Genomic DNA, 20,118 nt, shown 5'->3' with positions numbered 1-20,118 from the left:
CGCGCCTGAGGGCCTGGACCGGCCTGGACTGGCCTGGTCCGGGCTTGGCCGGCCCGGCCCGGGCTCCGGCCGCGGACACCGGTTCCGGGCGTCCCCGCACCGGCCGCCGCGCGCGGCGTGGGCGATGCCACCCGCCCGGACCAACGACCCGACCGGCCGGACCCGCAGGCAGGGCGGCGAGCGCCACACCGCGTTAGGCTCGGACGAGGTGCAGGAGAGGGATGATGCTCATGTGTCGCTGGCTCGCCTACTCCGGGTCGCCCATGCTGCTCGACGCGGTCCTCTATCAGCCGGAACACTCACTGATCAACCAGAGTCTGCACGCGAAGATGGGGGTCGAGACCACCAACGGCGACGGATTCGGCATCGGCTGGTACAGCAAGGACGGGGGCGGCACGCCGGCGGTCTTCCGCGACATCGGTCCGGCCTGGAGCAACACCAACCTGCGCGAGCTGGCCTCCCACATCCGCTCGACGCTGTTCTTCGCCCACGTCCGCGCCTCCACCGGTTCGGCCATCCAGCAGACCAACTGCCATCCGTTCCGGCACGGCCGCTGGCTGTGGATGCACAACGGGGCCATCACCGATTTCGCCCGCCTCCAGCGCGACCTGTGCATGGCCGTGGACCCGGCGCTGTTCCCGTGCATCCAGGGCTCGACTGATTCCGAGGTGATGTTCTACCTGGCCGTCACCTTCGGCCTCGACCAGGACGTGCCCGGCGCGGTCGCCCGGATGGCGGGGCTCGTGGAACGGCTGGGCAAGGAGCACGGCGTCGCGGACCCGCTGCAGATGACGGTCGCCGTCAGCGACGGGGAGCAGGTGTGGGCGTTCCGGTACTCCAGCCAGGGCAGGTCCCGTTCGCTGTTCTACAGCAGCCGCGCCGAGACCGTGCGCCAGCTGTACCCGGAACTGCCCTTCCTGAAGGAGGTCTCGGACGCGACCCGGCTGGTGGTGTCCGAGCCGCTGGGCGACCTGCCGGGCGTGTGGAACGAGCTTCCCGAGGCCAGCTACGTCGTCGTGCCGCCGGCGGGTCCGGAGGACTACCTGCCGTTCATTCCCGAGCTGCCCTGAGCCGGTCCACGGCTGAGCCCGTGCCCGCCTGCGCCGGGCCCCTCGGCCAGGGGCGTGCTCCGGGGGGCGTGCTCCCAGGGGCGGACGGCGATCAGCCCGGAGGCCGATGCGTGGCCCCGGGCCCCTTCCCTAACGTCGGTGGGGCGGGGCTCCGTCGGGGGCGGGGCCGGGTGACGAGGGGCGGGGAAGCGGCATGTGGGTGGGCAGGACGGCCGTCGTCGGGGCGGCGCTGGTGGTGCTGGCGGGCGGGGCGTGGGGCGGGGCCCGGCCGGCCGCCGCGGCGGGGTCCGCCCCCGGGAAGGATCCTGCCGAGGCGGCCGCCGTGGCCCCCTTCCGGCAGCAGCGCCTCGCCTGGCACGACTGCGCCACCGACCCGCAGGACCGGGCCGGCCGGGATCTGGACGAGGCGGGGGCCCGCTGCACCGAGGCCACCGTGCCCCTGGACTACCGCAGGCCCCGGGGCCGGACGGTGCGGATCGCACTGTCACGGCTGCCGGCCGCCGACCCCGCGCGTCGGCGCGGAGCGCTGTTCTACGACCCGGGCGGGCCCGGCGTCCCCGCGATGCGGCTCTCCCTCGCCCTCCGGCAGGCCGAGCCGGACCTCGCCGCCCGCTACGACATCGTCGGGGTGGACCCCCGCTTCGTGGGCCGCAGCACGCCGCTGGACTGCGGCTGGCCCACTGCCGGGGTCCGTGCCGCCGGGCCGGACCGGGCGGGCTTCGACCGGAGCGCGGCGCTGGCCCGGGACCTGGCGGAGCGCTGTGCGGGCCACCGCGAAGTGCTGCCGCACGCGTCGACCCGCAACACCGCCCGGGACATGGACGTGGTCCGGGCCGCCCTCGGCGAGCCCCGGCTGTCCTACCTCGGGTCCTCGTACGGCACCTACCTGGGCGAGGTGTACCTCCAACTGTTCCCGCACCGCGTCGACCGGGCCGTCCTCGACAGCGCCCTGGACCCCGACCGGTTCGGACCCGACCTGACCCGCACCCAGGGGCCCGCCATGACGGCGGCTCTCGGCAACTGGGCTGCCTGGGCGGCCCGCCACCACGACCGCTACGCACTGGGCGCCACCCGCGAGGCGGTCCTGGCCACCGTCCACCGGGTCAACACGGTCGTGAACCGCGGCCCGTTGGCCGTCGGTGCGCACACGGTCGACAGCGGGACGCTGCCGCTGGTGCTGTGGACCGTGTCCGCCGGGGACGACGACGCCTCGTACGCCGGGTTCTCCGACCTGGCCCGCGCCCTGGACGAGGCCTCCCGCGGGCTGGACCCGGTCCCGGCCCCGCTGCTGGAGGCGGTGCTGAGCGGGCTGGACTCCCCCGACGCGGAGGGCGCGGCCGCCGCGCAGAACGCGGTGCTGTGCGCCGACCGGGCGGCCTCCCGCGATCCGGAGGCGTACTACCGGGCCGTCGAGGCCCACCGCGCCGACGAGCCGATATTCGGCCCCCTCGTACACAACCTCACACCCTGCACCTTCTGGCCGGCGTCCCCGGCGGAGCCGCCCACCCGGGTCGCCACCCGGGCCCCGGTCCTGCTGGTCGGAGCCGACGGCGACCCGGCCGCCCCACGGGCGGGCCAGCTCGCCGCGCACCGCGCACTGGCCGGGTCCCGCCTGGTCACCCTCCGGGGCGCCTTCCACCACACGGTCTACGGAGGGCTGTTCGCCCCCCGCGACGGCTGCGTCGAGGACGCCGTCAACCGGTACCTCGCCGACGGGATCCTGCCCGGCCGCGACCTGGACTGCCCCGCACCGACCGCCGGCTGACGGACCGGCACGGGACGGCGTCAGCAGATCCGGGGCAGCTGCTCCCCGATCGGCAGGTCCACCACACGGGTGCCGCCCAGACCGGTCCGGGCGACGACCATGCCGGGGTGCGCCTCGACGGCCTCGCCGACCACCGCCGCGCGCCGGCCCAGCGGGTGGGCGCGCATCGCGTCGAGGACCGCGTCGGCGTGCTCCCTCGGCACGAACGCCACCAGCTTGCCCTCGTTGGCGACGTAGAGGGGGTCGAGACCGAGGATGGCGCAGGCGTTGGCCACGGGTTCCGGGACCGGCACCCGGCCCTCGTCCAGCACGACACCGGTGCCGGAGGCGGTGGCGATCTCGTTCAGGGCCGCGGCCAGCCCCCCGCGCGTGGGGTCGCGCAGCACGTGCAGGTCGGGGGTGACGGCGAGCATGGCCTGCACGAGCCCGCCCAGCGGCGCGCAGTCGCTGACGGTCTCCACGTCGAAGCCGAGGTTCTCGCGGACGCTCATGATGGCCACCCCGTGGAGGCCGATCTCCCCGCTGACGATGACCACGTCGCCCGGGACGACCCGCTGCGGGCGCAGGTCCACCCCGTCCGGGATCAGTCCGATGCCGGCCGTGTTGACGTAGATGCCGTCGCCGTGGCCGGCCTCCACGACCTTGGTGTCGCCGGTCGCCACCTCCACGTCGGCGGCGCGCGCGGCCGCGCCGAGCGCCTCGGCCACCCGTGCCACGACGGACAGCTCGACACCCTCCTCCAGGATGAAGCCGCAGGACAGGTAGGCGGCGCGGGCTCCGCTCATGGCGAGGTCGTTGACCGTGCCGTTGACCGCGAGGTCGCCGATGCTGCCGCCCGGGAAGAACAGTGGCCGGACGACGTACGAATCGGTGGAGAAGGCCAGTCGGGCGCCGCCCAGGGTGAGGGCGGCGCTGTCGCCGAGACCGGCCAGCAGCCGGCCGCCGTAGGCGGGTGCGAAGACGTGCCGGACCAGCTCGGCGGAGAGCGCGCCGCCCCCGCCGTGGCCCATGACCACGCGGGGGTGGTCGCGCAGGGGGGCCGGGCAGGCCCAGCCGGTGATGTCGAGGGCGGTGTCAGACAACGGGGGTCGCCTCCAGCGGTACGGTCCGGCGCGCCGGGGTGATGTCGAGGCGCCGGTAGAGGTAGTACGCGGCGCAGGCGCCCTCGCTGGAGACCATGGTGGCGCCGAGCGGGTTGCGCGGGGTGCAGGTGGTGCCGAACGCCTCGCACTGGTGCGGCTTGATCAGCCCCTGGAGGACCTCGCCGCTGCGGCACTCGGCAGGCTCCTCGGTGGTGATGCCGGTGACGGAGAAGCGGTGCTCGGCGTCGTACTCCCGGTAGCGCTCGGACAGCCGCCAGCCGCTGTCCGGGATGACGCCGATGCCGCGCCAGGACCGGTCGGTGACCTCGAAGACGTCGTCGAGCATGGCGAGGGCGGCCGGATTGCCCTCGGGGCGGACGGCCCGCGCGTACGCGTTGTCGACGGTGTGCTCACCGCGTTCGAGCTGGCGCACGGCCCGGCGCACGCCCTCCAGGATGTCGAGCGGCTCGAATCCGGTCACGACGATCGGAACCCGGTGGCGGGCAGCCAGCTGCGGGTACTCCGCCGTGCCCATCACACTGCACACATGGCCGGCGGCGAGGAAGCCCTGCACCCGGCAGCTGGGCGAGTTCATGATCGCCTCGATGGCCGGGGGCACCCGGACGTGGGAGACCAGCAGGCTGAAGTTGCGGATGCCGAGCTTCCGCGCCTGGTACACCGTCATGGCGTTCGGCGGGGCGGTGGTCTCGAAGCCGATGCCGAAGAACACCACCTCGCGGTCCGGGTTCTGCCGGGCGATCCGCAGCGCGTCGAGCGGGGAGTAGACGACGCGTACGTCGCCGCCCTCGCCGCGCACCTGGAAGAGGTCGCGGCCGGTACCGGGGACGCGCAGCATGTCGCCGAACGAGCAGAAGACGACCCCGGGGCGGGAGGCGATCTCCAGGGCCTTGTCGATGACCTCCAGCGGGGTCACGCACACGGGGCAACCGGGTCCGTGGATCAGCTCGACCTGCTCGGGCAGGAGCTGGTCGATCCCGTGCCGGATGATGGTGTGCGTCTGGCCGCCGCAGACCTCCATGAGCGCCCAGGGGCGGGTCACGGTGGCGTGGATGTCGTCGAGCAGTCGGCGGGCCAGCGCGGGATCCTGGAATTCGTCGATGTACTTCACGGCTGCCGCGCCTCCCGCGCTGTGTCCCCGGCTGGCGCCGGGTCGAAGTGCCAGTCCTGTCCGGCGCCCGCTTCCGCCGCCGCCCGCTCCCAGGGGTCGCCGAACTCCTCCTGGAGCATGCCGAGTTCCGCGAAGAGTTCGAGGGTCTGCCGGGCCGATTCCTCGTCGAGGCGTTGCAGGGCGAACCCGACGTGGACGATGGCGTACTCGCCGACCTGCAGGTCGGGCAGGTACTCCAGGCACACCTCCTTGACCACTCCGCCGAAGTCGACGGTGGCCATCCGGGTGCCGTCCTTCTCCCCGATGTCAAGCACTCTGCCGGGTACCGCCAGGCACATGTCCCTCTCCTTGGTCTGGGTGGTGCGGGGCACAGGCCGCCACCATGAGCTGGCCGAGGGCCAGTCCGCCGTCGTTCGGCGGGACGCGGTGGTGGCGCAGGACGGTGAAGCCGCGCTCGCGGAGCCGGCGGGTGCAGGCCGACGAGAGCACGGCGTTGGCGAAGACGCCGCCGCTGAGGACGACGGTGTCGAGGCCGTGCCCCTCGCGGGCGAGCACGGCGAGGTCGACGACGAGGGCGGCGACGGCGGTGTGGAAGCGGGCCGCGATCACGGCCGCCGAAGTACCGGCCCGCAGGTCGGCGACCACGGCGGCCAGGACGGGGGCCGGGTCGGCGACGACGGGCGCCGGGGCGGGGACGACGGGCGCGGTGCCGGGCTCGGGCGGCTGTGTGCGGCGCAGGTCGAAGGCGTAACCGGGGCCGGCATGGGCGGGGTCCGCGGCCAGGGCGGCACCCTCCAGCTCGATCGCGGCCTGGGCCTCGTACCCGGCGTGGTGGCAGACGCCGGCGAGGGAGGACACGGCGTCGAAGAGCCGGCCCATGCTGGACGTGGGGGTGCAGTGCAGCCCGGATTCCAGCTGGCGTTCGAGGACCCGGAGTTCCTCGGGCGGGCAGGTGGCGGTGCAGGGAAGGTCCGGCGCCCAGGGCAGCCCTGCGGCCCTCAGGTGGGACAGGGCCATCCGGTAGGGCCGCAGGACGGCGGCGTCGCCTCCCGGCAGCGGCACCGGGGCGAGGTGGGCGAAGCGATGGTGGCGGGCGTAGTCGGCGAGCAGGATCTCGCCGCCCCACACGGTGCCGTCGTCCCCGTACCCCGTGCCGTCGAAGGCGACGCCGATCACCCGGCCGGTGCCATCGAGGCCGTGTTCGGCCATCGCCGAGGCGATGTGCGCGTGGTGGTGCTGGACCGCCGTCAGGCGGCGGGCGCCGGCGGCGCGCCGGGCCCAGGCGCCGGAGCGGTAGCCCGGGTGGCGGTCGGCGGCGAGCCGGGCGGGTCGGACGCCGGTGATGGACTCCAGTTGCCGTTCGGCGCGCTCGAAGGCCTGCTGGGTGGCCAGGTCGTCCATGTCGCCGATGTGCGCCGACAGCCAGGCCTTGCGGCCCTCGCCGAGGCAGAAGGTGTTCTTCAGGTCCCCTCCGGCGGCGAGGACGGCCGGTACGGGCAGCGGCAGCTCCAGCGGCAGCGGCGCGTACCCGCGGGCGCGCCGCAGTACGAGCAGTTCGCCGTCGCAGACGCGCACGACGGAGTCGTCGCAGGGGACGTGGACGGGCCGGTCGTGGGTGAGCCAGGCGTCGGCGAGGCCACCGAGGCGCTCCAGGGCCTCGGTGTCGTCGGTGACGATGGGCTCGCCTGACAGGTTGCCGCTGGTCATGACGAGCAGGCGGGGTCCGGGCGGGTCGCCCGGCAGTCCGAGCAGCAGGTGGTGCACGGGCGTGTACGGGAGCATCACGCCGAGGTCGGGGCAGCGGGGGGCGACACCGTCGGCGACCGCGCCCGGGCGGCCGTGGTCCGTTGCGGGGCGGCGGCGCAGCAGGACGACGGGGCGGACGGGGCCGGTCAGCAGGCCGCGTTCGGCCGCGTCGAGGCGGACGAGGTGCTCGACGTCGGCGGGGTCACGGGCCATCAGGGCGAACGGCTTGTCCCCGCGGGCCTTGCGGCGGCGCAGCTCGGCGACGGCGACGGCGTTGGCGGCGTCACAGGCGAGGTGGTAGCCGCCGAGCCCCTTGACCGCGAGGATCGCCCCGGCTGCCAGGAGTTCGCGGGCCGCGGCGATCGGGTCGGTCCCGGCGGCCCCGGCGGTCTCGCGCGGGGGCGTCCCGGCCAGCAGGCGCAGCCGGGGGCCGCAGGCGGGGCAGGCCACGGGCTGGGCGTGGAAGCGCCGGTCGGCGGGGTCGGCGTACTCGCGGGCGCAGTCGGGGCACATCGGGAAGCGGGCCATGGTGGTGTGGTCCCGGTCGTACGGCAGCCCGGTGACGATGGTGAAGCGGGGCCCGCAGTGGGTGCAGGTGATGAACGGGTGCCGGTGGCGCCGGTCGGCGGGGTCCGCCAGCTCCGCGAGGCAGTCCGCGCAGGTGGCGGTGTCCGGGGAGACGAGGGTGCGTACGGGGCCGCCGGCGCGCGAGGCGGTGATGGTGAACCCGGAGCCGCCGGCGACGGGGACCTCGTGGTGGTCGACGGTGTGGACGACGGCGAGGGGCGGGGCGTCGGCGGCGAGCCGCTCGCAGAACGCCGAGACGGCCGCTGTCGCGCCCTCGACCTCGGCGACGACGCCCTCCGGGGTGTTGGTGACGTGCCCGGTGAGACCGAGTCCGGTCGCGCGGGTGTACACGTACGGCCGGAAGCCGACGCCCTGCACCACCCCGCGCACCACGATCCGGCGGCGCTGCACGGCCTCCATCAGCGGGTCGGAACCGGAGCCGGCGCCCCGTGCCCGTGCCCGTGCCCGGCCGAGTCGTCGTGGTGATCGTGGTGGTGGTGATGGTGGTGTGCGGGCTGCTGTCCGGCCATGACCGGGACGTGTACGGGAGCGCCGTCGCGGGCCGCGAGCGCCCGGTCGAGCAGGGCGCCCGAGCCCACCCCGGTGCGGGCCGAGGTCAGCAGGACCTCGACGCCCGGGTTGACCTGCTGGACGTTGGCGCGGAAGGCGGCCTCGTCGAACTCCGCGGCCCCCGCCATGTCGGTCTTCGTGACGACGACGAGTTGGGCCAGCCCGAAGGCCGTCGGGTACTTCAGCGGCTTGTCCTCGCCCTCGGTGACCGAGGCCAGGACGATGCGCAGGGACTCCCCGAGGTCGTAGGAGGCGGGGCAGACGAGGTTGCCGACGTTCTCCACGAACAGCAGGCGGGTGTCCTCGGGGAGCCAGCCGTCCAGGTGACGGGCGAGCATCCCGGCCTCCAGGTGGCACAGCCCGTCGGTGAGGACCTGCTTGACGGGGACGCGGGAGCGGGCGAGCCGGTCGGCGTCGTTCTCGGTGGCCAGGTCGGCGGTGAGGGCGGCGACCGGTACCCCGCGTTCACGGGCGAGGCACAGTTCGCGTTCCAGGAGGGCCGTCTTCCCGCTGCCGGGGCTGGAGAGCAGGTTGACGACGGTGGTGCCGCGGGCGGCGAGTTCGGTGCGCAGGGCGCGCGCGGCGGAGTCGTTCTTGGCGAGGACCGCCTGCTTGAGGTCGACCACACGGCACATGGTTCAGCACTCCTCGGCGATCGGTGCACGGGACGGGACGGGGGCGGGGGCGGTGGTGGGGGTGGCGGCCGTGCCGTCCTCCCAGTGCACGCTCAGGATCTGCAGTTCCCGCCCGGCCCGGAGCTCGACGTCGGTCGCGAGGTCGCAGCGGGGGCAGATCAGCCGGGGCGGCATGCCGGTGGCCCAGTCGGCGGTGCAGGAGCGGCAGCGTGCGCGGGCGGGCACCGGCTCGGTTTCGAGCGCTGCGCCTTCGAGGAGGGTTCCGGCGCAGGCGAGTTCGAAGCAGAAGGCGAGGGCGTCGGGCACCACTCCGGCCAGCTCCCCGACCTGGAGCCGGACCGAGGTGACGGCGGTCGCGCCGGCGGCTTCGGCCGCTTCCTCCACCTGGCCCACCACGGCCATGGCGATCGACATCTCGTGCATGGGACTCCGTCCTGCCGGGCCCCATTAGACCGGCGGGCGGGGTACCGGGCGGCCGGGCGCGCCGACGCGCCGAGCGGGCCGTACGCCGTTCGGACGCGAACGGGCCGCGGGACCGGGCCTTGAAGCGGTCCCGCGGCCGTTCCGCGGTCGTCCCGCGGTCACATGCGGCGGATGCGCAGGTAGCGCTGGATGTCGGGCAGGACCGCCTTCAGCACGAGCGCGGCGAGGACGATGACGGCCCAGCCGCCGATGACGGATTTGTTCGAGCTCATGGGTTCCTCCTCAGTTGGCGGCGACACCCGGTTCGTCCTGCGGCGTCTCCTCGTCCTGGTGGTGTACGAGGTCCAGCACCATCCGCACGGCCTCGTCGACGGCGGCGGCCACCGGGGGGCTCAGTCCCATCCCCTCGTCCAGGCTGCCGGGTTCGCAGCCGACGACCCAGATGCGGCGGGGCGGGGCGGCCCCGGTCCCGGCGCACAGGGTGTCGAGCAGGGCGAGCACGGCGTCGGGGGACATCTGGTGGCCGTCGAGCACGGGGGTCTGCGGGGCGACTGGCCCGTCCGCGCCGGCCTCGATCAGGTACAGCGTGCCGGGGGCTCCGCCGCGGGCGGTGGCGTCGACGAGGACGAGCGTGTCGTAGCCGTCGAGCAGCTGGTAGGCGAGGTGGACGCCGCGGACGCCGATGTCGGCGGTCTCCACCCCGTCGGGCAGCCGGGCGGCCGCCGCCCCGGGCGCGGACAGCCGCCGTACGGTCTCGACGCCGAAGCCGTCGTCGCCGAGGAAGACGTTGCCGATGCCGGCGACCAGGGTCCGGCGGCTCACGCGTCCTCCAGGGGGGTGACTTCGTCGGGCTGGAAGTACAGGAACCGGCCCTGTTCGCGGCGGATGTCGGCGCCGGGGTCGCCGTCGACGGTGACGGCGAGGTGGACCCCGCCGTCGACGTCGCGGAGCACGGCCTCGACGAGGGCGGTGCGGCCCTGGAGGAACAGGTCCTGTGCGTCGGTGCGCCGCAGCCCCGGCCGGAGCAGCACGCGACTGCCCGCGCCGACGGCCGTTCCGTCGACGGTGACCCGGTCGCGGGCCGGGTCGGCGGGGTCCGCGTGGGCGGGGTCCCACCAGGGGGTGTCGGGGCGGAACACCGCGTCCCCGTCGAGCGGTTCGGGGAGGGTGCCCGGGCCGGGCGGCGGGGCGGCGGCCGCGGCTGTCGGTCCGGTGATCTCGCGCAGGGCCCGGACGGCGCCGTGCAGGCGTTCCAGCACCTCGGGGGGCATGCCGTCGGCCAGGTCGATCACGGCGGCGGCGCGGGCGTCCGTGCCGCGCGCCTCGCGTTTCTCCTGGTCGGTGAGGGCGGCCGTGCGCAGGGCGAGGATCTCGTCGATCTCGGTGGCGTCGTACATGGCCCCGGCGCTCTCGGGGGCGATGCGCGGGTGGTCCTCCAGGATGATGGGCGAGGACAGGACGACGTCGGCGCGGCCGTCCTCCCCGGCCAGCACCGGCCAGGTGTGCCGGTTGTCGCAGCCTGCGACCGAGGCCCGGGCCCATTCGGGCGGGTCGGTCATCGACAGGAAGGATCCGGCGCTGAGCCCGAGCAGCAGGTGCGCGGCGACCAGGGAGCGTGCCAGGGCGGCCTCGCGGTCGGCCCCGTGCTCGGGCGGGTTCCAGTCCGCGGTGTTCTCGACGGCCGCGGTGAGTCTCAGCGCCCGGTACGGGACGTCCAGGGGCGCGGCGTGCAGCCGCAGCACGCCGTCGATGCGCTCGGTGCGCCGGACCAGGCGGCCCACCGGCCGCCCGTCGGCGTCGAGGACGGGCTCGGTCTCCTCACGGGCGGGCCGGGTGAAGGGCAGCGACACCTCGCCGGCCTCCAGGTCGGCGACGCGGACGCTCATCTCGACCCGCTCCTCGCGGCCCTCGTCCCAGGGGACCAGGACCCGGTCGGGCAGGTGGAGTTCGGGCACGGCGGCGAAGGACCCGTCGGCGCGGGCCTCTTCGACGGTACGGCGCTGGGCGTGCAGGAAGCGCAGTTCGACGGCGACGGACGCGTCCCCGCGGGGTTCCGCGACGAGTTCGGTGCGCTGGCCCGAGTGTTCGCCGTGCCGGGGTCCCCAGGCCGGCGGGACCAGGACGCCGAACTGCCAGCGCATCCGGTTCTTCGCGGCGGAGGCCCGGTACGGGTAGAGCACGTAGCCCTCGAACAGGACGGCGTCGGCGACCTGGCGGGCGAGCGCGAAACGGGCCGCGGGTACGGCGGCGGTGGCCGCGGTCACGGCGCGGTCCTTCCGCCGGCGCGCGGCAGGACGGCGCCCGCCCAGGCGGGGTCGCGGGGCGGGCGCCCGTCGGTGTCGGTGTGCGCCGCGTCGAGGAGGGCCCGTACGGTCTCCTCCCAGGAGGCGAGGGCGTGGCGGGAGCGGTAGGCGAGCAGCTCCGCCATGGTGTCGCGGGGCAGGCGCAGCCAGCCGCAGCCGGGGAAGTGCTGCTCCATCATCTCCCGCCACACGGCGACGGGCAGTCGGCAGGCGGCCTCGCGGTGCCAGGGCACGGGCTCGACGTGGAAGCCGCCGGCGCCGGTGAAGGCCGTACCGGAGAACAGCACCAGCAGGGGCGCCTCGCCGTCCTCCAGGGCGGCGAGGTAGCGGCCGGCGGAGATGTCCTGGTCGTAGCTGCAGGGCACGGCGACGTCGGTCTCGGTCTCCCCTGTGAAGCCGGGCACCATGACCGCGACCTGGGCGAGCTGGACGGGGTGCAGGGTGCTGCCCCAGCGGGAGCGGTCGCCGAAAAGGTCGTGGAGGGCGGCGGTCTCGGCGGGCCCGTAGTCGCGCCGGGCCGGTTCGATCCGCAGCTGGCAGCGCAGGGCGAGGGCGTGGACGCGGGCGCCGCCGGAGGCGGTGATGCGCAGCCGGAAGACGAGGGTGGGGCCGGCCGCGTACGGATCGGCGCGCACACCGGTGACGGTGAAGCCGAAGTCGGTCACGACAGCCCCTCCTGTTCGGCCGGGCGGGGTGCGGGCAGTGCGGTGGCGCGCCGCTCGATCTCGGCGAAGAAGGCGGTGAGGGCGGCGCGGGCCTCCGCGCCGCCGTCGAAGCCCTGCCACAGCAGCCGCATCCGGCCGACCAGTTCGTAGCAGATGTCGATGGGGACGAGGTGGCACGCGGTCCGGTCCGGGGTGCGGTGCAGGATCAGGGCCTCGACGTCGGGTTCCAGCATCCCGGCGAGCCGGCCGGCGCCGAGGACGGTCTGCCAGGTCTGCGGGTCGAGTTCGCTCTCGGTGGCCCCGGCGGGGCTGGGGTAGAGCGCGACGAGCCGGTCGAGTGCGGCGTTGCGGAAGAAGAACGCGACGCCGACCGGGATCCGCAGCCGTTCCCAGGCGGTGTCGTCGAGCCGGTGGTCGGGGTCGGTGAGGTAGCGGTCGGGGACGGTGCGGTACCGTCCGCGGCCGGCCCCCGGGCGGTCGAAGAGGAGGGCGCAGGGGGTGCAGGCGCAGACCAGGGCCCGCTTCTCGGTCTCCACCAGGTGCCGGTGGCCGTGGCCGGCCACCGGCACCCCGCACAGTTCGCACACCTCGGGGCGCGGCGGGCGGGGACCGGTGAAGCGCCGCAGTCCGGGCACGGCCGTGCGGGACGGCCCGGACGCGGAGGGGGGTGCGGTCTGGGGGCGGGCCGGGCTCACGGCACGCGCGCCGGGGTCGGCGGGCGGGTGCCGATCTGCAGCAGGGCGGGCGCGGGGGCCGCGGGGGCCAGTTCGACCGCGGTGACCTCGGGAGCGAGGCAGGCCACGGCGTCCTCGACGCCCTGCCGTACCGCCTCCGCGGTGCTCCCGCAGCCGCAGCCGGTGGCGGGCCGGCCGGTGGAGCGCAGCCTGAGGGTGCCGGTGGCCGCGTCGAAGCCGACCAGTTCGACGGGGTCGGGTACGGACTCCAGGGCGCGGGCGATCCGGGTGTCGACGTCGTCGGGGTGCAGGTCGTGCAGGGCGAGCAGGCCGGCCACCAGGTCGTCGCCGAGCATGCGGGTGAGGGCGCCCGCGCCGAGCCGCTCCACGATCCGGGCGAGCCCGGCACCGTAGAAGTCCATGAGGACGCGGACGAGTTCCTCGGCGGCCGCGCAGGCCTGCCGGTCGCCGGAGGCGGCCAGCCGGTCGAGGACCTCCTCGACGCGGCGGCCGGCCTCCCGGGCGTCGATGACGGCCGCGCTCATCCGCCCAGCCCGCTCAGGCCGGTGGGCACGTGCATCGACTTCACCGTCTTGCCGCCGCCGACGTACATGTGGACGCCGCAGGGCAGGCAGGGGTCGAAGCTGCGCACGGCGCGCATGATGTCGATGCCCTTGAAGTTCTCCGGGGTGTTCTCCTCGAAGATCGGGGTGTTCTGGACGGCGTCCTCGTACGGGCCGGGGGTGCCGTAGGTGTCGCGGGTACTGGCGTTCCAGGGGGTCGGCGGGTACGGGTGATAGTTGGCGATCTTCCCGTCGCGGATGACCAGGTGGTGCGAGAGGACGCCGCGGACGGCCTCGGTGAAGCCGCAGCCGATGGACTCGTCCGGCACCTCGAACTTCTCCCAGGTCTGGGTGCGTCCGGCGCGGACCTCGGCGAGCCCCTGCTCGGCGCAGTGCAGGGCGATGGCGGCCGCGTACGCCTGGAAGTACGTGCGGGCGCGGTTGCGCTCCAGCGCGTTGCTCCACTGCGGGATCTTCCACTCGAAGGTGGTCTCCGGCTTGGTCATGGTGCGCGGCAGGTTGATGACCACGCTGTGGCCGGTGGCCTTGACGTAGCCGACGTCGACGAGCCCGGACAGGGCGGTGGACCACAGGCGGGCGATGGGGCCTCCGCCGGTGTCGAGGGCGAGGTGGTCCTTGCCGTCGAACCAGCGCGGGGACATGACCCAGCTGTACTTGTCGTCGAAGTTCCGCTTCTGCGGGGCCGGGATGGTGTGCTGGTTCCAGGGGTGGCGGGGGTCGACCGGGTTGCCCAGCGGGTCGTGGCGGACGAACTGCTCCTGGCCGGCCCAGTCGTCGTAGTACGAGCTGCCCAGCAGGATGCGGATGCCGAGGTTGATCTGCGTGAGGTCGTTGGTGACCAGCTTGCCGTCCACGATGACGCCGGGGGTGACGAACATCTTCCGTCCCCAGTCGGTCATGTTGGCGTACGTGAAGTCGCAGTACTCGGGGTCGTTGAGGGCGCCCCAGCAGCCCAGCAGGACGCGGCGGCGGCCGACTTCCTCGTAGCCGGGCAGGGCCTCGTAGAAGAAGTCGAAGAGGTCGTCGTGCAGCGGCACGACGCGCTTCATGAACTCGACGTACCGCATGAGGCGGCTCATGTAGTCGGTGAAGAGCTGGACGGAGGCGATGGTGCCGACGCCGCCCGGGTAGAGCGTGGAGGGGTGCACGTGGCGGCCCTCCATCAGGCAGAACATCTCCCGGGTGTAGCGGCTGACCTGGAGGGCCTCGCGGTAGAACTCGCCCTCGATGGGGTTGAGGGAGCGCATGATGTCGGCGATGGTGCGGTAGCCGTGCTCGGCGGCGTGCGGGGCTTCGGTGCGCTCGGCGAGGTCGAGGACGCCCGGGTTGGTCTCGCGGACCATCTTCTCGCAGTAGTCGACCCCGACCAGGTTCTCCTGGAAGATGTTGTGGTCGAACATGTACTCGGCCGATTCGCCGAGGTTGATGATCCACTCGGCGAGGTGGGGCGGCTTGACCCCGTAGGCCATGTTCTGGGTGTAGACGGAGCAGGTGGCGTGGTTGTCGCCGCAGATCCCGCAGATGCGGCTGGTGATGAAGTGCGCGTCACGGGGGTCCTTGCCGCGCATGAAGACGCTGTAGCCGCGGAAGACGGACGAGGTGCTGTAGCACTCCGCGACCCGCTTCTGTTTGAAGTCGATCTTCGTGTGGATGCCGAGGCTGCCGACGATCCGGGTGATCGGATCCCAGGCCATCTCCACCAGGCCGCTGCCGTCACCGGCCGCCTTCGTCTTCGGTGTCATCGTGTCTGCCGTGGCCCTTCTGGGAGCGGGATCGGGAGCGTGCGGAGGGTGCGGGGGTCGGGCGGGGCGGTGCCGGTCACCAGGGCGGGCGGTAGCCGGTGGTGATCTTCCGGCCCGTGTGGCGCCACTTCGGCTCCTCGTCCACCGTGTGCAGCGTGACCGCACGCAGCTTGCGGATCAGGGCGCCGTACGCACCGCTGGCCTTGGTGGAGACCGTGGCGCCCGGCGGCTGGTCCATGAACGGCATGAACTTGTCGGGGAAGCCGGGCATGGTGCAGGCGATGCAGATGCCGCCGACGTTCGGGCAGCCGCCGATGCCGTTCATCCAGCCGCGCTTGGGCACGTTGCACTTGACGACCGGGCCCCAGCAGCCGACCTTGACCAGGCACTGCGGCGAGTCGTACGCCTCGGCGAACTGGCCCTGCTCGTAGTAGCCGGCCCGGTCGCAGCCCTCGTGGACGGTCTGCCCGAACAGCCAGGTCGGGCGCAGCTTGTCGTCCAGCGGGATCATCGGCGCCGAGCCGGCCGCCTGGTAGAGCAGGTAGGTGAGGGTCTCCGAGAAGTTGTCCGGCTGGATCGGGCAGCCGGGCACGCACACGATCGGGATACCGGCCTTCGAGGTCCAGTCCCAGCCCAGGTAGTCGGGGACGCCCATGGCGCCCGTGGGGTTGCCCTCCATCGCGTGGATGCCGCCGTACGTGGCGCAGGTGCCGATGGCCACCACGGCGAGGGCCTTGGGTGCCAGCCGGTCGATCCACTCGCTGGTGGTGATGGGCTGGCCGGTCTCCGGGTCGTCGCCGAAGCCGCACCAGTAGCCCTCGGGCTTGATCTTCTCGTTGGGGATGGAGCCTTCGACGACGAGGACGAAGGGGTCGATCTCGCCGCGCTCCCCCTTGAAGAACCATTCGATGAACGTGTCGGCGCCGCCGACCGGGCCGCATTCGAAGTCGATGAGCGGCCAGTGGACGGCGATCTTGGGCAGGCCGGGGAGGGTGCCCGTGACGATCTCCTCGATGCTGGGCTGCATCGCCGCCGTCAGGGACACCGAGTCGCCGTCGCAGCTCAGTCCGGCGTTGATCCAGAGGATGTGGATCGTGGGGTCCTCTACCGTGCTCTGCGTTCCAGCAGTCATGCGGATCGCTCCTTGGACGGGGATGCGGGAGGGGGTCGTGCGGAGCCGGGGACGGCCGCGGGGGAAGGTCAGCGGCCGCCCCCACCCTTCTTGCTAGCAGCCGGCCGGCCCTGCCGCCCTGTCGGACTGGGCCGGTGCAGTGATTCCGGGCGGCCGCCCGGGGGTGGCGGTGGTACGCCGTCCCCGGGTGGGCACCGCCAGGTGCGGCGGGGTCCCGGACGGGACCTCCTTGCGGACGAACGCCCTGCGCAGCGCGTGGTAGGGGGCCTGCGGATCGAAGAACGCCTCCCGCATCCGGGCCAGCTCGGCCCGGCGGTGGGCGGCGAGCGGCCGCAGCGTCTCGTCGACCTCCCGGCGGGCCTTCTTCCCGGCGACCCGGGACCGGGTGCCGGGCCAGTCGGCCAGCCGGACCGCGAGGCGGGCGGTCTCCTCGGCGAAGGCCTGCGGGGTGCAGTCGACGGTCCGGTCGGCGAGTCCGAGGCGGCGGGCGGCCTCGGAGCCGACGGGCAGGGCGTCGCTCATGAGGCGCTGGGCTACGCCGGTGCCGGTGCGGCGGGGCAGGGTGTACGTCCAGTACTCCGAGCCGTACAGGCCCATCAGCCGGTAGTGCGGGTTCAGGACCGCCCCGGACCGCATCCAGACCTCGTCGGCGGCGAGGGCGAGCATGGCCCCGCCGGCGGCGGCGTTGCCGCCGAGGGCGGCCACGACGAGCCGGTCGGTCGTGGTCAGCACGGCCTCGACGAGGTCGTCCATGGCGTTCACGTTGGCCCAGGACTCCTCGGCCGGGTCGGCGGCGGCCTCGATGACGCCGAGGTGGATGCCGTTGGAGAAGAAGTCACGGGTGCCGCCGAGGACGAGGACGGAGGTGGGGCGGGAGCAGGCCTCGCGGTAGGCGGCGAGCAGGCGCCGGCAGTGCTCGGTGCTCATCGCGCCGCCGGGGAAGGAGAACGACAGGAAGCCCGCCTCGCCGTCCTCCCGGTAGCGGATGTCCGACCAGGTGCGGGGGCCGCCGTCCACGGTCGTGGTGTCCGGCGGGGCGGGGATCTCGGGCAGGGCGGGCAGCCGGCCGGCGAGGGCGAGGGTGGCGGGGAGTTTCACGGTCGCCGGCTCGCCTGGTACGCGCCGCCCGTCCCGCAGTTCGGGGATCCACACGGCCCCGTCGACGGTGGCCCGGCAGATCGCGCCGGCCCGGGTGGCGAGCAGTTCGCCGGGGCGGCCGCGCAGCCCGTCCTCGGGGTGGCCGCCGTACAGGTACCACCGGCCGCCGAGCAGTTCGTCGAGGACGCCGGGCTGCGAGTCGGCTGCGCGCAGGATCCGCACGACGCGGTCGGTGGGGTCGTGCGCCCAGTCGATCCGGCGCTCCTCCTGGCGCAGGTACGGCAGGGCGCGGCCGGACCGCTGGGGTTCGGGGGTGTGCGTGCCGGAGGCGAAGCGGTCGACGGCCAGGAGCAGGGCGGTCAGGGCCGCGTCGGAGACCTCGCCGCGGTAGGCGTCGCTCTTGCCGACGGGCGGGAGCGTGCAGTGCGCGGTGGCCCAGACCGGGCCGGCGTCCATTTCCTCGTCGGCCTGGAGGACGGTGACGCCCCAGGCGTCGGCGCCGTCGGTGAGGGCCCGGTCGAGGGAGGAGGGGCCTCGGTCGCCGACGGGGCCCGGATGGACGACGAGGCAGACGTGCCGGGACCAGACCTCGCGGGGGATGGCCGTCTTGAGCATGGGGGCGACGACGAGGTCGGGCCGGTGTCGCTCGACGGCCTCGGCGAGGCGGGTGCCGGGCAGGACGAGCTCGACCGCCACGCTGTGCCCGCGGTCCCGCAACTCGGCGTGGACCCGCTGGGTGAGGCTGTTGAACGCACTGGCGGCGAGCAGGATGAGCACGTGTTCTCCCAAGCGTCCGGCCCGGCGGCGCCGGTGGCCGAAACGGTTTCGGCCACCGGCGATCGTCGGGCACGGGCGTGCGCCGGTCGCTGAGACGTACGGGCGGTGTCACCCGTACGGGGAGCCACGCACCGCCACCTGGTGGAGGGCGGGCGGTACCGGGGCGCCGCCGGGTCAGCGCAGGTCGAAGCTGATGGAGGACGCCTTGTCGTTCATGCCGTCACCGACGTACGCGTTGTAGCCGTGGTAGGTCTGGTGGGCGCCCCGGAAGTCCTTGTGCTCCCACAGGGTGATCGGGCAGGTGATGCCCTCGGCCGAGCTCACGGTGTCGTTCCAGCCCCACTTGGAGAGCTCGTTGAACTCGGGGTAGCGCCAGTTGCAGCCGACGCTGCCGCGGAAGGTGAACTCGCTGCCGCCGGAGTTGGCGTCGCTCCATATCCGGCCGAGGTCCTTGTACTCCGCCTGCCCGCCGAGTTCGGCGGCCTGGGCCCGGGTCGCGAAGCAGCCGCCCTCGCCGGTGTCGACGACGTAGGTGCAGAACGTGGCCGCCTTGGGGGCCGGCGTCGCCTGCTCCACCGCGGCGGCGGGGACGACGCCCGCGGCCGTGAGGGCGAGGGCAGCCGCGCCGAGCGCGAAGGACGATCGGATCATGTGCATGAAATGCTCCTCGGATCGGTGCGGAAAGCGCCCGGTTCGCCGGTGCGGTGGGCGCGGGGACGACTCAACGGGGCGGCCCGAGCGACCGTCGAGGGGGTGCAGGTGCCGTTGGCAAGTTCCGCCCGCCGGCGGCGGCTGCGCAGCCCGCGCGCCGGTGGCCGGATCGGCGGGCGGGGCCCGGACGGGCGGGGGCGGGGCCCGGACGGGCGGGGGCGCGGCCTGCCGGGCAGGGGCGGGGGCGGCGGGCGGGCTGCCGCGGGGCGGTAGCGGGGTGACCGGATCGCCACGGATCCGGGTGTTCCGCCCGGGGTCCGCGGATTGTCCCGTTCTCGACCGAGGTGGCGGGTGGTGCGCATCACCTCTGGCTTCATGCTGGTTGGCCGGATCTTGCCCGCGCCGCTTGGTTACTCGGGAGTAATGTCGGCCGTATGAGTGACACGAGTGAAACGAGTGACACAACTGGTGGGACGTCGACGGACGGGAACGGCGGACGGTCCCGCCGCACCGTCCTGAGAGCCGCCGTGGCCGGCGCCGGTGCCGTCGCGGCGGTGGGCGCGGGGGCCTCCGCCGCCGAGGCCGCCTCCCGGCCCGCACGCGCGGTCACCTTCGTCCTGGTCCACGGTGCCGGCAGCAACTCCTACGGCCTGGCAACGTGGGCGGCCGAGCTGGGACTGCGCGGACACCGCGCAGTGGCGGTCGACCTGCCCGGGCACGGCTCCAACGCCTACTTCCCGCTCTCCTACCAGTCTCCGCAGGACTTGGAGCGGCTGCGCACGGAGCCCTCGCCGCTGGGCAAGGTGACGCTGAAGGACTACGCCGACCACGTGGAGGCGGTGGTGCGCAGGGCCCGCCGCAACGGCCCGGTGGTCCTGGTGGCCCAGAGCCTGGGCGGGGCGACCGTCAACGCGGTGGCCAACCGGATTCCCGAACTGATCGACCACCTGGTCTACGCCTCGGCGTTCTGCCCCGCGCAGCGGAAGACGGTGCTGGAGCTGATGTCGACTCCGGAAGCCGCGACCAGCATGCTGTTCCGGATGACCGCCGTGCCCACCCCGCCGGAGCTGGGCGTCAACCGGGTCAACTGGCGCTCCAGCGACCCGGCGTTCTTCGCGGCATGCAAGGAGGCGCTGGGCGCCGATTACACCGACGCCGAGGTCCGGGCGCTGATGAACACCCTGGAACCGGACGAGGCGGCCTCGATCTCGGTCACCGACGCGCGCGGCCTGCCGGAGAAGTGGGGGCGGATCCCGCGCACGTTCCTGAAGTTCACCGAGGACCGGGCGATCCCGCCGGCGCTCCAGGACCTGATGATCCGGGAGGCCGACGAGCTGACCCCGGGCAACCGCTTCCGCGTGCGTCCGCTCGCCGCCCCCCACGCCGGTCCGCGCGACCCGGCGGCGGTGGCCGGCGAGCTGGAGCTGGTGTCCCGGCTCTGCCGCTGAGCCGGGACACCGAGCGGCCCCCGCCGGCGCACGCGCGTCGGCGGGGGCCGGCCGGGA

Annotated in this window: 19 protein-coding genes; 3 read left to right on the top strand and 16 right to left on the bottom strand. The window is 74.2% G+C overall.

Annotated elements, in window-relative coordinates:
• Nucleotides 1–230: 230 nt before the first annotated feature.
• Both ACSHWO_RS31255 and ACSHWO_RS31250 read left to right on the top strand, forming a co-directional pair.
• Entirely contained in the window at nt 231–1,070 is an 840-nt protein-coding gene (locus ACSHWO_RS31255) for a class II glutamine amidotransferase (protein WP_385849786.1), read from the top strand.
• A 193-nt stretch (nt 1,071–1,263) separates the two neighbouring features.
• Entirely contained in the window at nt 1,264–2,835 is a 1,572-nt protein-coding gene (locus tag ACSHWO_RS31250) for an alpha/beta hydrolase (protein ID WP_438317247.1), read from the top strand.
• A gap of 20 nt (nt 2,836–2,855) precedes the next feature.
• Here ACSHWO_RS31250 and hypE read toward each other — a convergent pair whose 3' ends face one another.
• From hypE to ACSHWO_RS31170, 16 genes are all read right to left on the bottom strand, one after another.
• Entirely contained in the window at nt 2,856–3,917 is a 1,062-nt protein-coding gene (hypE, locus tag ACSHWO_RS31245; RefSeq protein WP_438317244.1) for a hydrogenase expression/formation protein HypE, read from the bottom strand.
• Nucleotides 3,910–5,046, bottom strand: a complete 1,137-nt coding sequence (gene hypD, locus ACSHWO_RS31240) for a hydrogenase formation protein HypD (RefSeq protein ID WP_438317241.1) — start codon at nt 5,044–5,046, stop codon at nt 3,910–3,912. The genes hypE and hypD overlap by 8 nt, the downstream gene beginning before the upstream one ends.
• A complete protein-coding gene (locus ACSHWO_RS31235) occupies nt 5,043–5,384 on the bottom strand; it encodes a HypC/HybG/HupF family hydrogenase formation chaperone (protein ID WP_438317238.1) in 342 nt (113 codons plus the stop codon). Before ACSHWO_RS31235 ends, hypD begins: the two co-directional genes overlap by 4 nt.
• On the bottom strand, nt 5,353–7,779 hold the full coding sequence (gene hypF, locus ACSHWO_RS31230; RefSeq protein ID WP_438317235.1) for a carbamoyltransferase HypF: 2,427 nt from the start codon (nt 7,777–7,779) through the stop codon (nt 5,353–5,355). The genes ACSHWO_RS31235 and hypF overlap by 32 nt, the downstream gene beginning before the upstream one ends.
• The gene (hypB, locus tag ACSHWO_RS31225; protein ID WP_438317232.1) at nt 7,779–8,564 is read right to left on the bottom strand and encodes a hydrogenase nickel incorporation protein HypB; all 786 of its coding nucleotides are present in this window, start codon (nt 8,562–8,564) and stop codon (nt 7,779–7,781) included. The genes hypF and hypB overlap by 1 nt, the downstream gene beginning before the upstream one ends.
• A gap of 3 nt (nt 8,565–8,567) precedes the next feature.
• Nucleotides 8,568–8,987, bottom strand: coding sequence for a hydrogenase maturation nickel metallochaperone HypA (hypA, locus tag ACSHWO_RS31220; RefSeq protein ID WP_438317229.1), 420 nt, complete (start codon nt 8,985–8,987; stop codon nt 8,568–8,570).
• Between the two features lie 158 nt (nt 8,988–9,145).
• Complete coding sequence (locus ACSHWO_RS31215; protein ID WP_385838726.1) at nt 9,146–9,259, bottom strand: DUF6893 family small protein; 114 nt, start codon at nt 9,257–9,259, stop codon at nt 9,146–9,148.
• A 10-nt stretch (nt 9,260–9,269) separates the two neighbouring features.
• The gene (locus tag ACSHWO_RS31210; RefSeq protein WP_438317225.1) at nt 9,270–9,809 is read right to left on the bottom strand and encodes a hydrogenase maturation protease; all 540 of its coding nucleotides are present in this window, start codon (nt 9,807–9,809) and stop codon (nt 9,270–9,272) included.
• Nucleotides 9,806–11,251 carry a hypothetical protein gene (locus ACSHWO_RS31205; RefSeq protein WP_438317223.1) on the bottom strand — a complete coding sequence of 482 codons (1,446 nt, stop codon included), beginning with the start codon at nt 11,249–11,251 and terminating at the stop codon, nt 9,806–9,808. The genes ACSHWO_RS31210 and ACSHWO_RS31205 overlap by 4 nt, the downstream gene beginning before the upstream one ends.
• Nucleotides 11,248–11,955 carry a DUF6084 family protein gene (locus tag ACSHWO_RS31200; RefSeq protein ID WP_438317220.1) on the bottom strand — a complete coding sequence of 236 codons (708 nt, stop codon included), beginning with the start codon at nt 11,953–11,955 and terminating at the stop codon, nt 11,248–11,250. The genes ACSHWO_RS31205 and ACSHWO_RS31200 overlap by 4 nt, the downstream gene beginning before the upstream one ends.
• Nucleotides 11,952–12,590, bottom strand: a complete 639-nt coding sequence (locus ACSHWO_RS31195; protein WP_438317217.1) for a DUF5947 family protein — start codon at nt 12,588–12,590, stop codon at nt 11,952–11,954. Before ACSHWO_RS31195 ends, ACSHWO_RS31200 begins: the two co-directional genes overlap by 4 nt.
• Nucleotides 12,591–12,646: 56 nt before the next feature.
• Complete coding sequence (locus tag ACSHWO_RS31190) at nt 12,647–13,174, bottom strand: hypothetical protein (RefSeq protein ID WP_404232544.1); 528 nt, start codon at nt 13,172–13,174, stop codon at nt 12,647–12,649.
• On the bottom strand, nt 13,171–14,955 hold the full coding sequence (locus ACSHWO_RS31185) for a nickel-dependent hydrogenase large subunit (protein ID WP_361086468.1): 1,785 nt from the start codon (nt 14,953–14,955) through the stop codon (nt 13,171–13,173). The genes ACSHWO_RS31190 and ACSHWO_RS31185 overlap by 4 nt, the downstream gene beginning before the upstream one ends.
• 76 nt (nt 14,956–15,031) lie before the next feature.
• A complete protein-coding gene (locus ACSHWO_RS31180) occupies nt 15,032–16,087 on the bottom strand; it encodes a hydrogenase expression protein HypE (RefSeq protein ID WP_385838756.1) in 1,056 nt (351 codons plus the stop codon).
• A 93-nt stretch (nt 16,088–16,180) separates the two neighbouring features.
• Nucleotides 16,181–17,962 carry a hydrogenase maturation protein gene (locus ACSHWO_RS31175; protein ID WP_438317212.1) on the bottom strand — a complete coding sequence of 594 codons (1,782 nt, stop codon included), beginning with the start codon at nt 17,960–17,962 and terminating at the stop codon, nt 16,181–16,183.
• Nucleotides 17,963–18,136: 174 nt separating this feature from the next.
• Complete coding sequence (locus tag ACSHWO_RS31170) at nt 18,137–18,619, bottom strand: hypothetical protein (protein ID WP_438317209.1); 483 nt, start codon at nt 18,617–18,619, stop codon at nt 18,137–18,139.
• A gap of 428 nt (nt 18,620–19,047) precedes the next feature.
• Here ACSHWO_RS31170 and ACSHWO_RS31165 point away from each other — a divergent pair, with 428 nt between their 5' ends.
• Nucleotides 19,048–20,061 carry an alpha/beta hydrolase gene (locus ACSHWO_RS31165; RefSeq protein WP_438317206.1) on the top strand — a complete coding sequence of 338 codons (1,014 nt, stop codon included), beginning with the start codon at nt 19,048–19,050 and terminating at the stop codon, nt 20,059–20,061.
• The last annotated feature ends 57 nt before the right edge of the window (nt 20,062–20,118 follow it).

Origin of the sequence: Streptomyces pallidus (ex Mingjun et al. 2026), assembly GCF_051550185.1 — a bacterium.
GTDB lineage: Bacteria > Actinomycetota > Actinomycetes > Streptomycetales > Streptomycetaceae > Streptomyces.
This window is presented reverse-complemented; position numbering and strand designations above follow the sequence as displayed.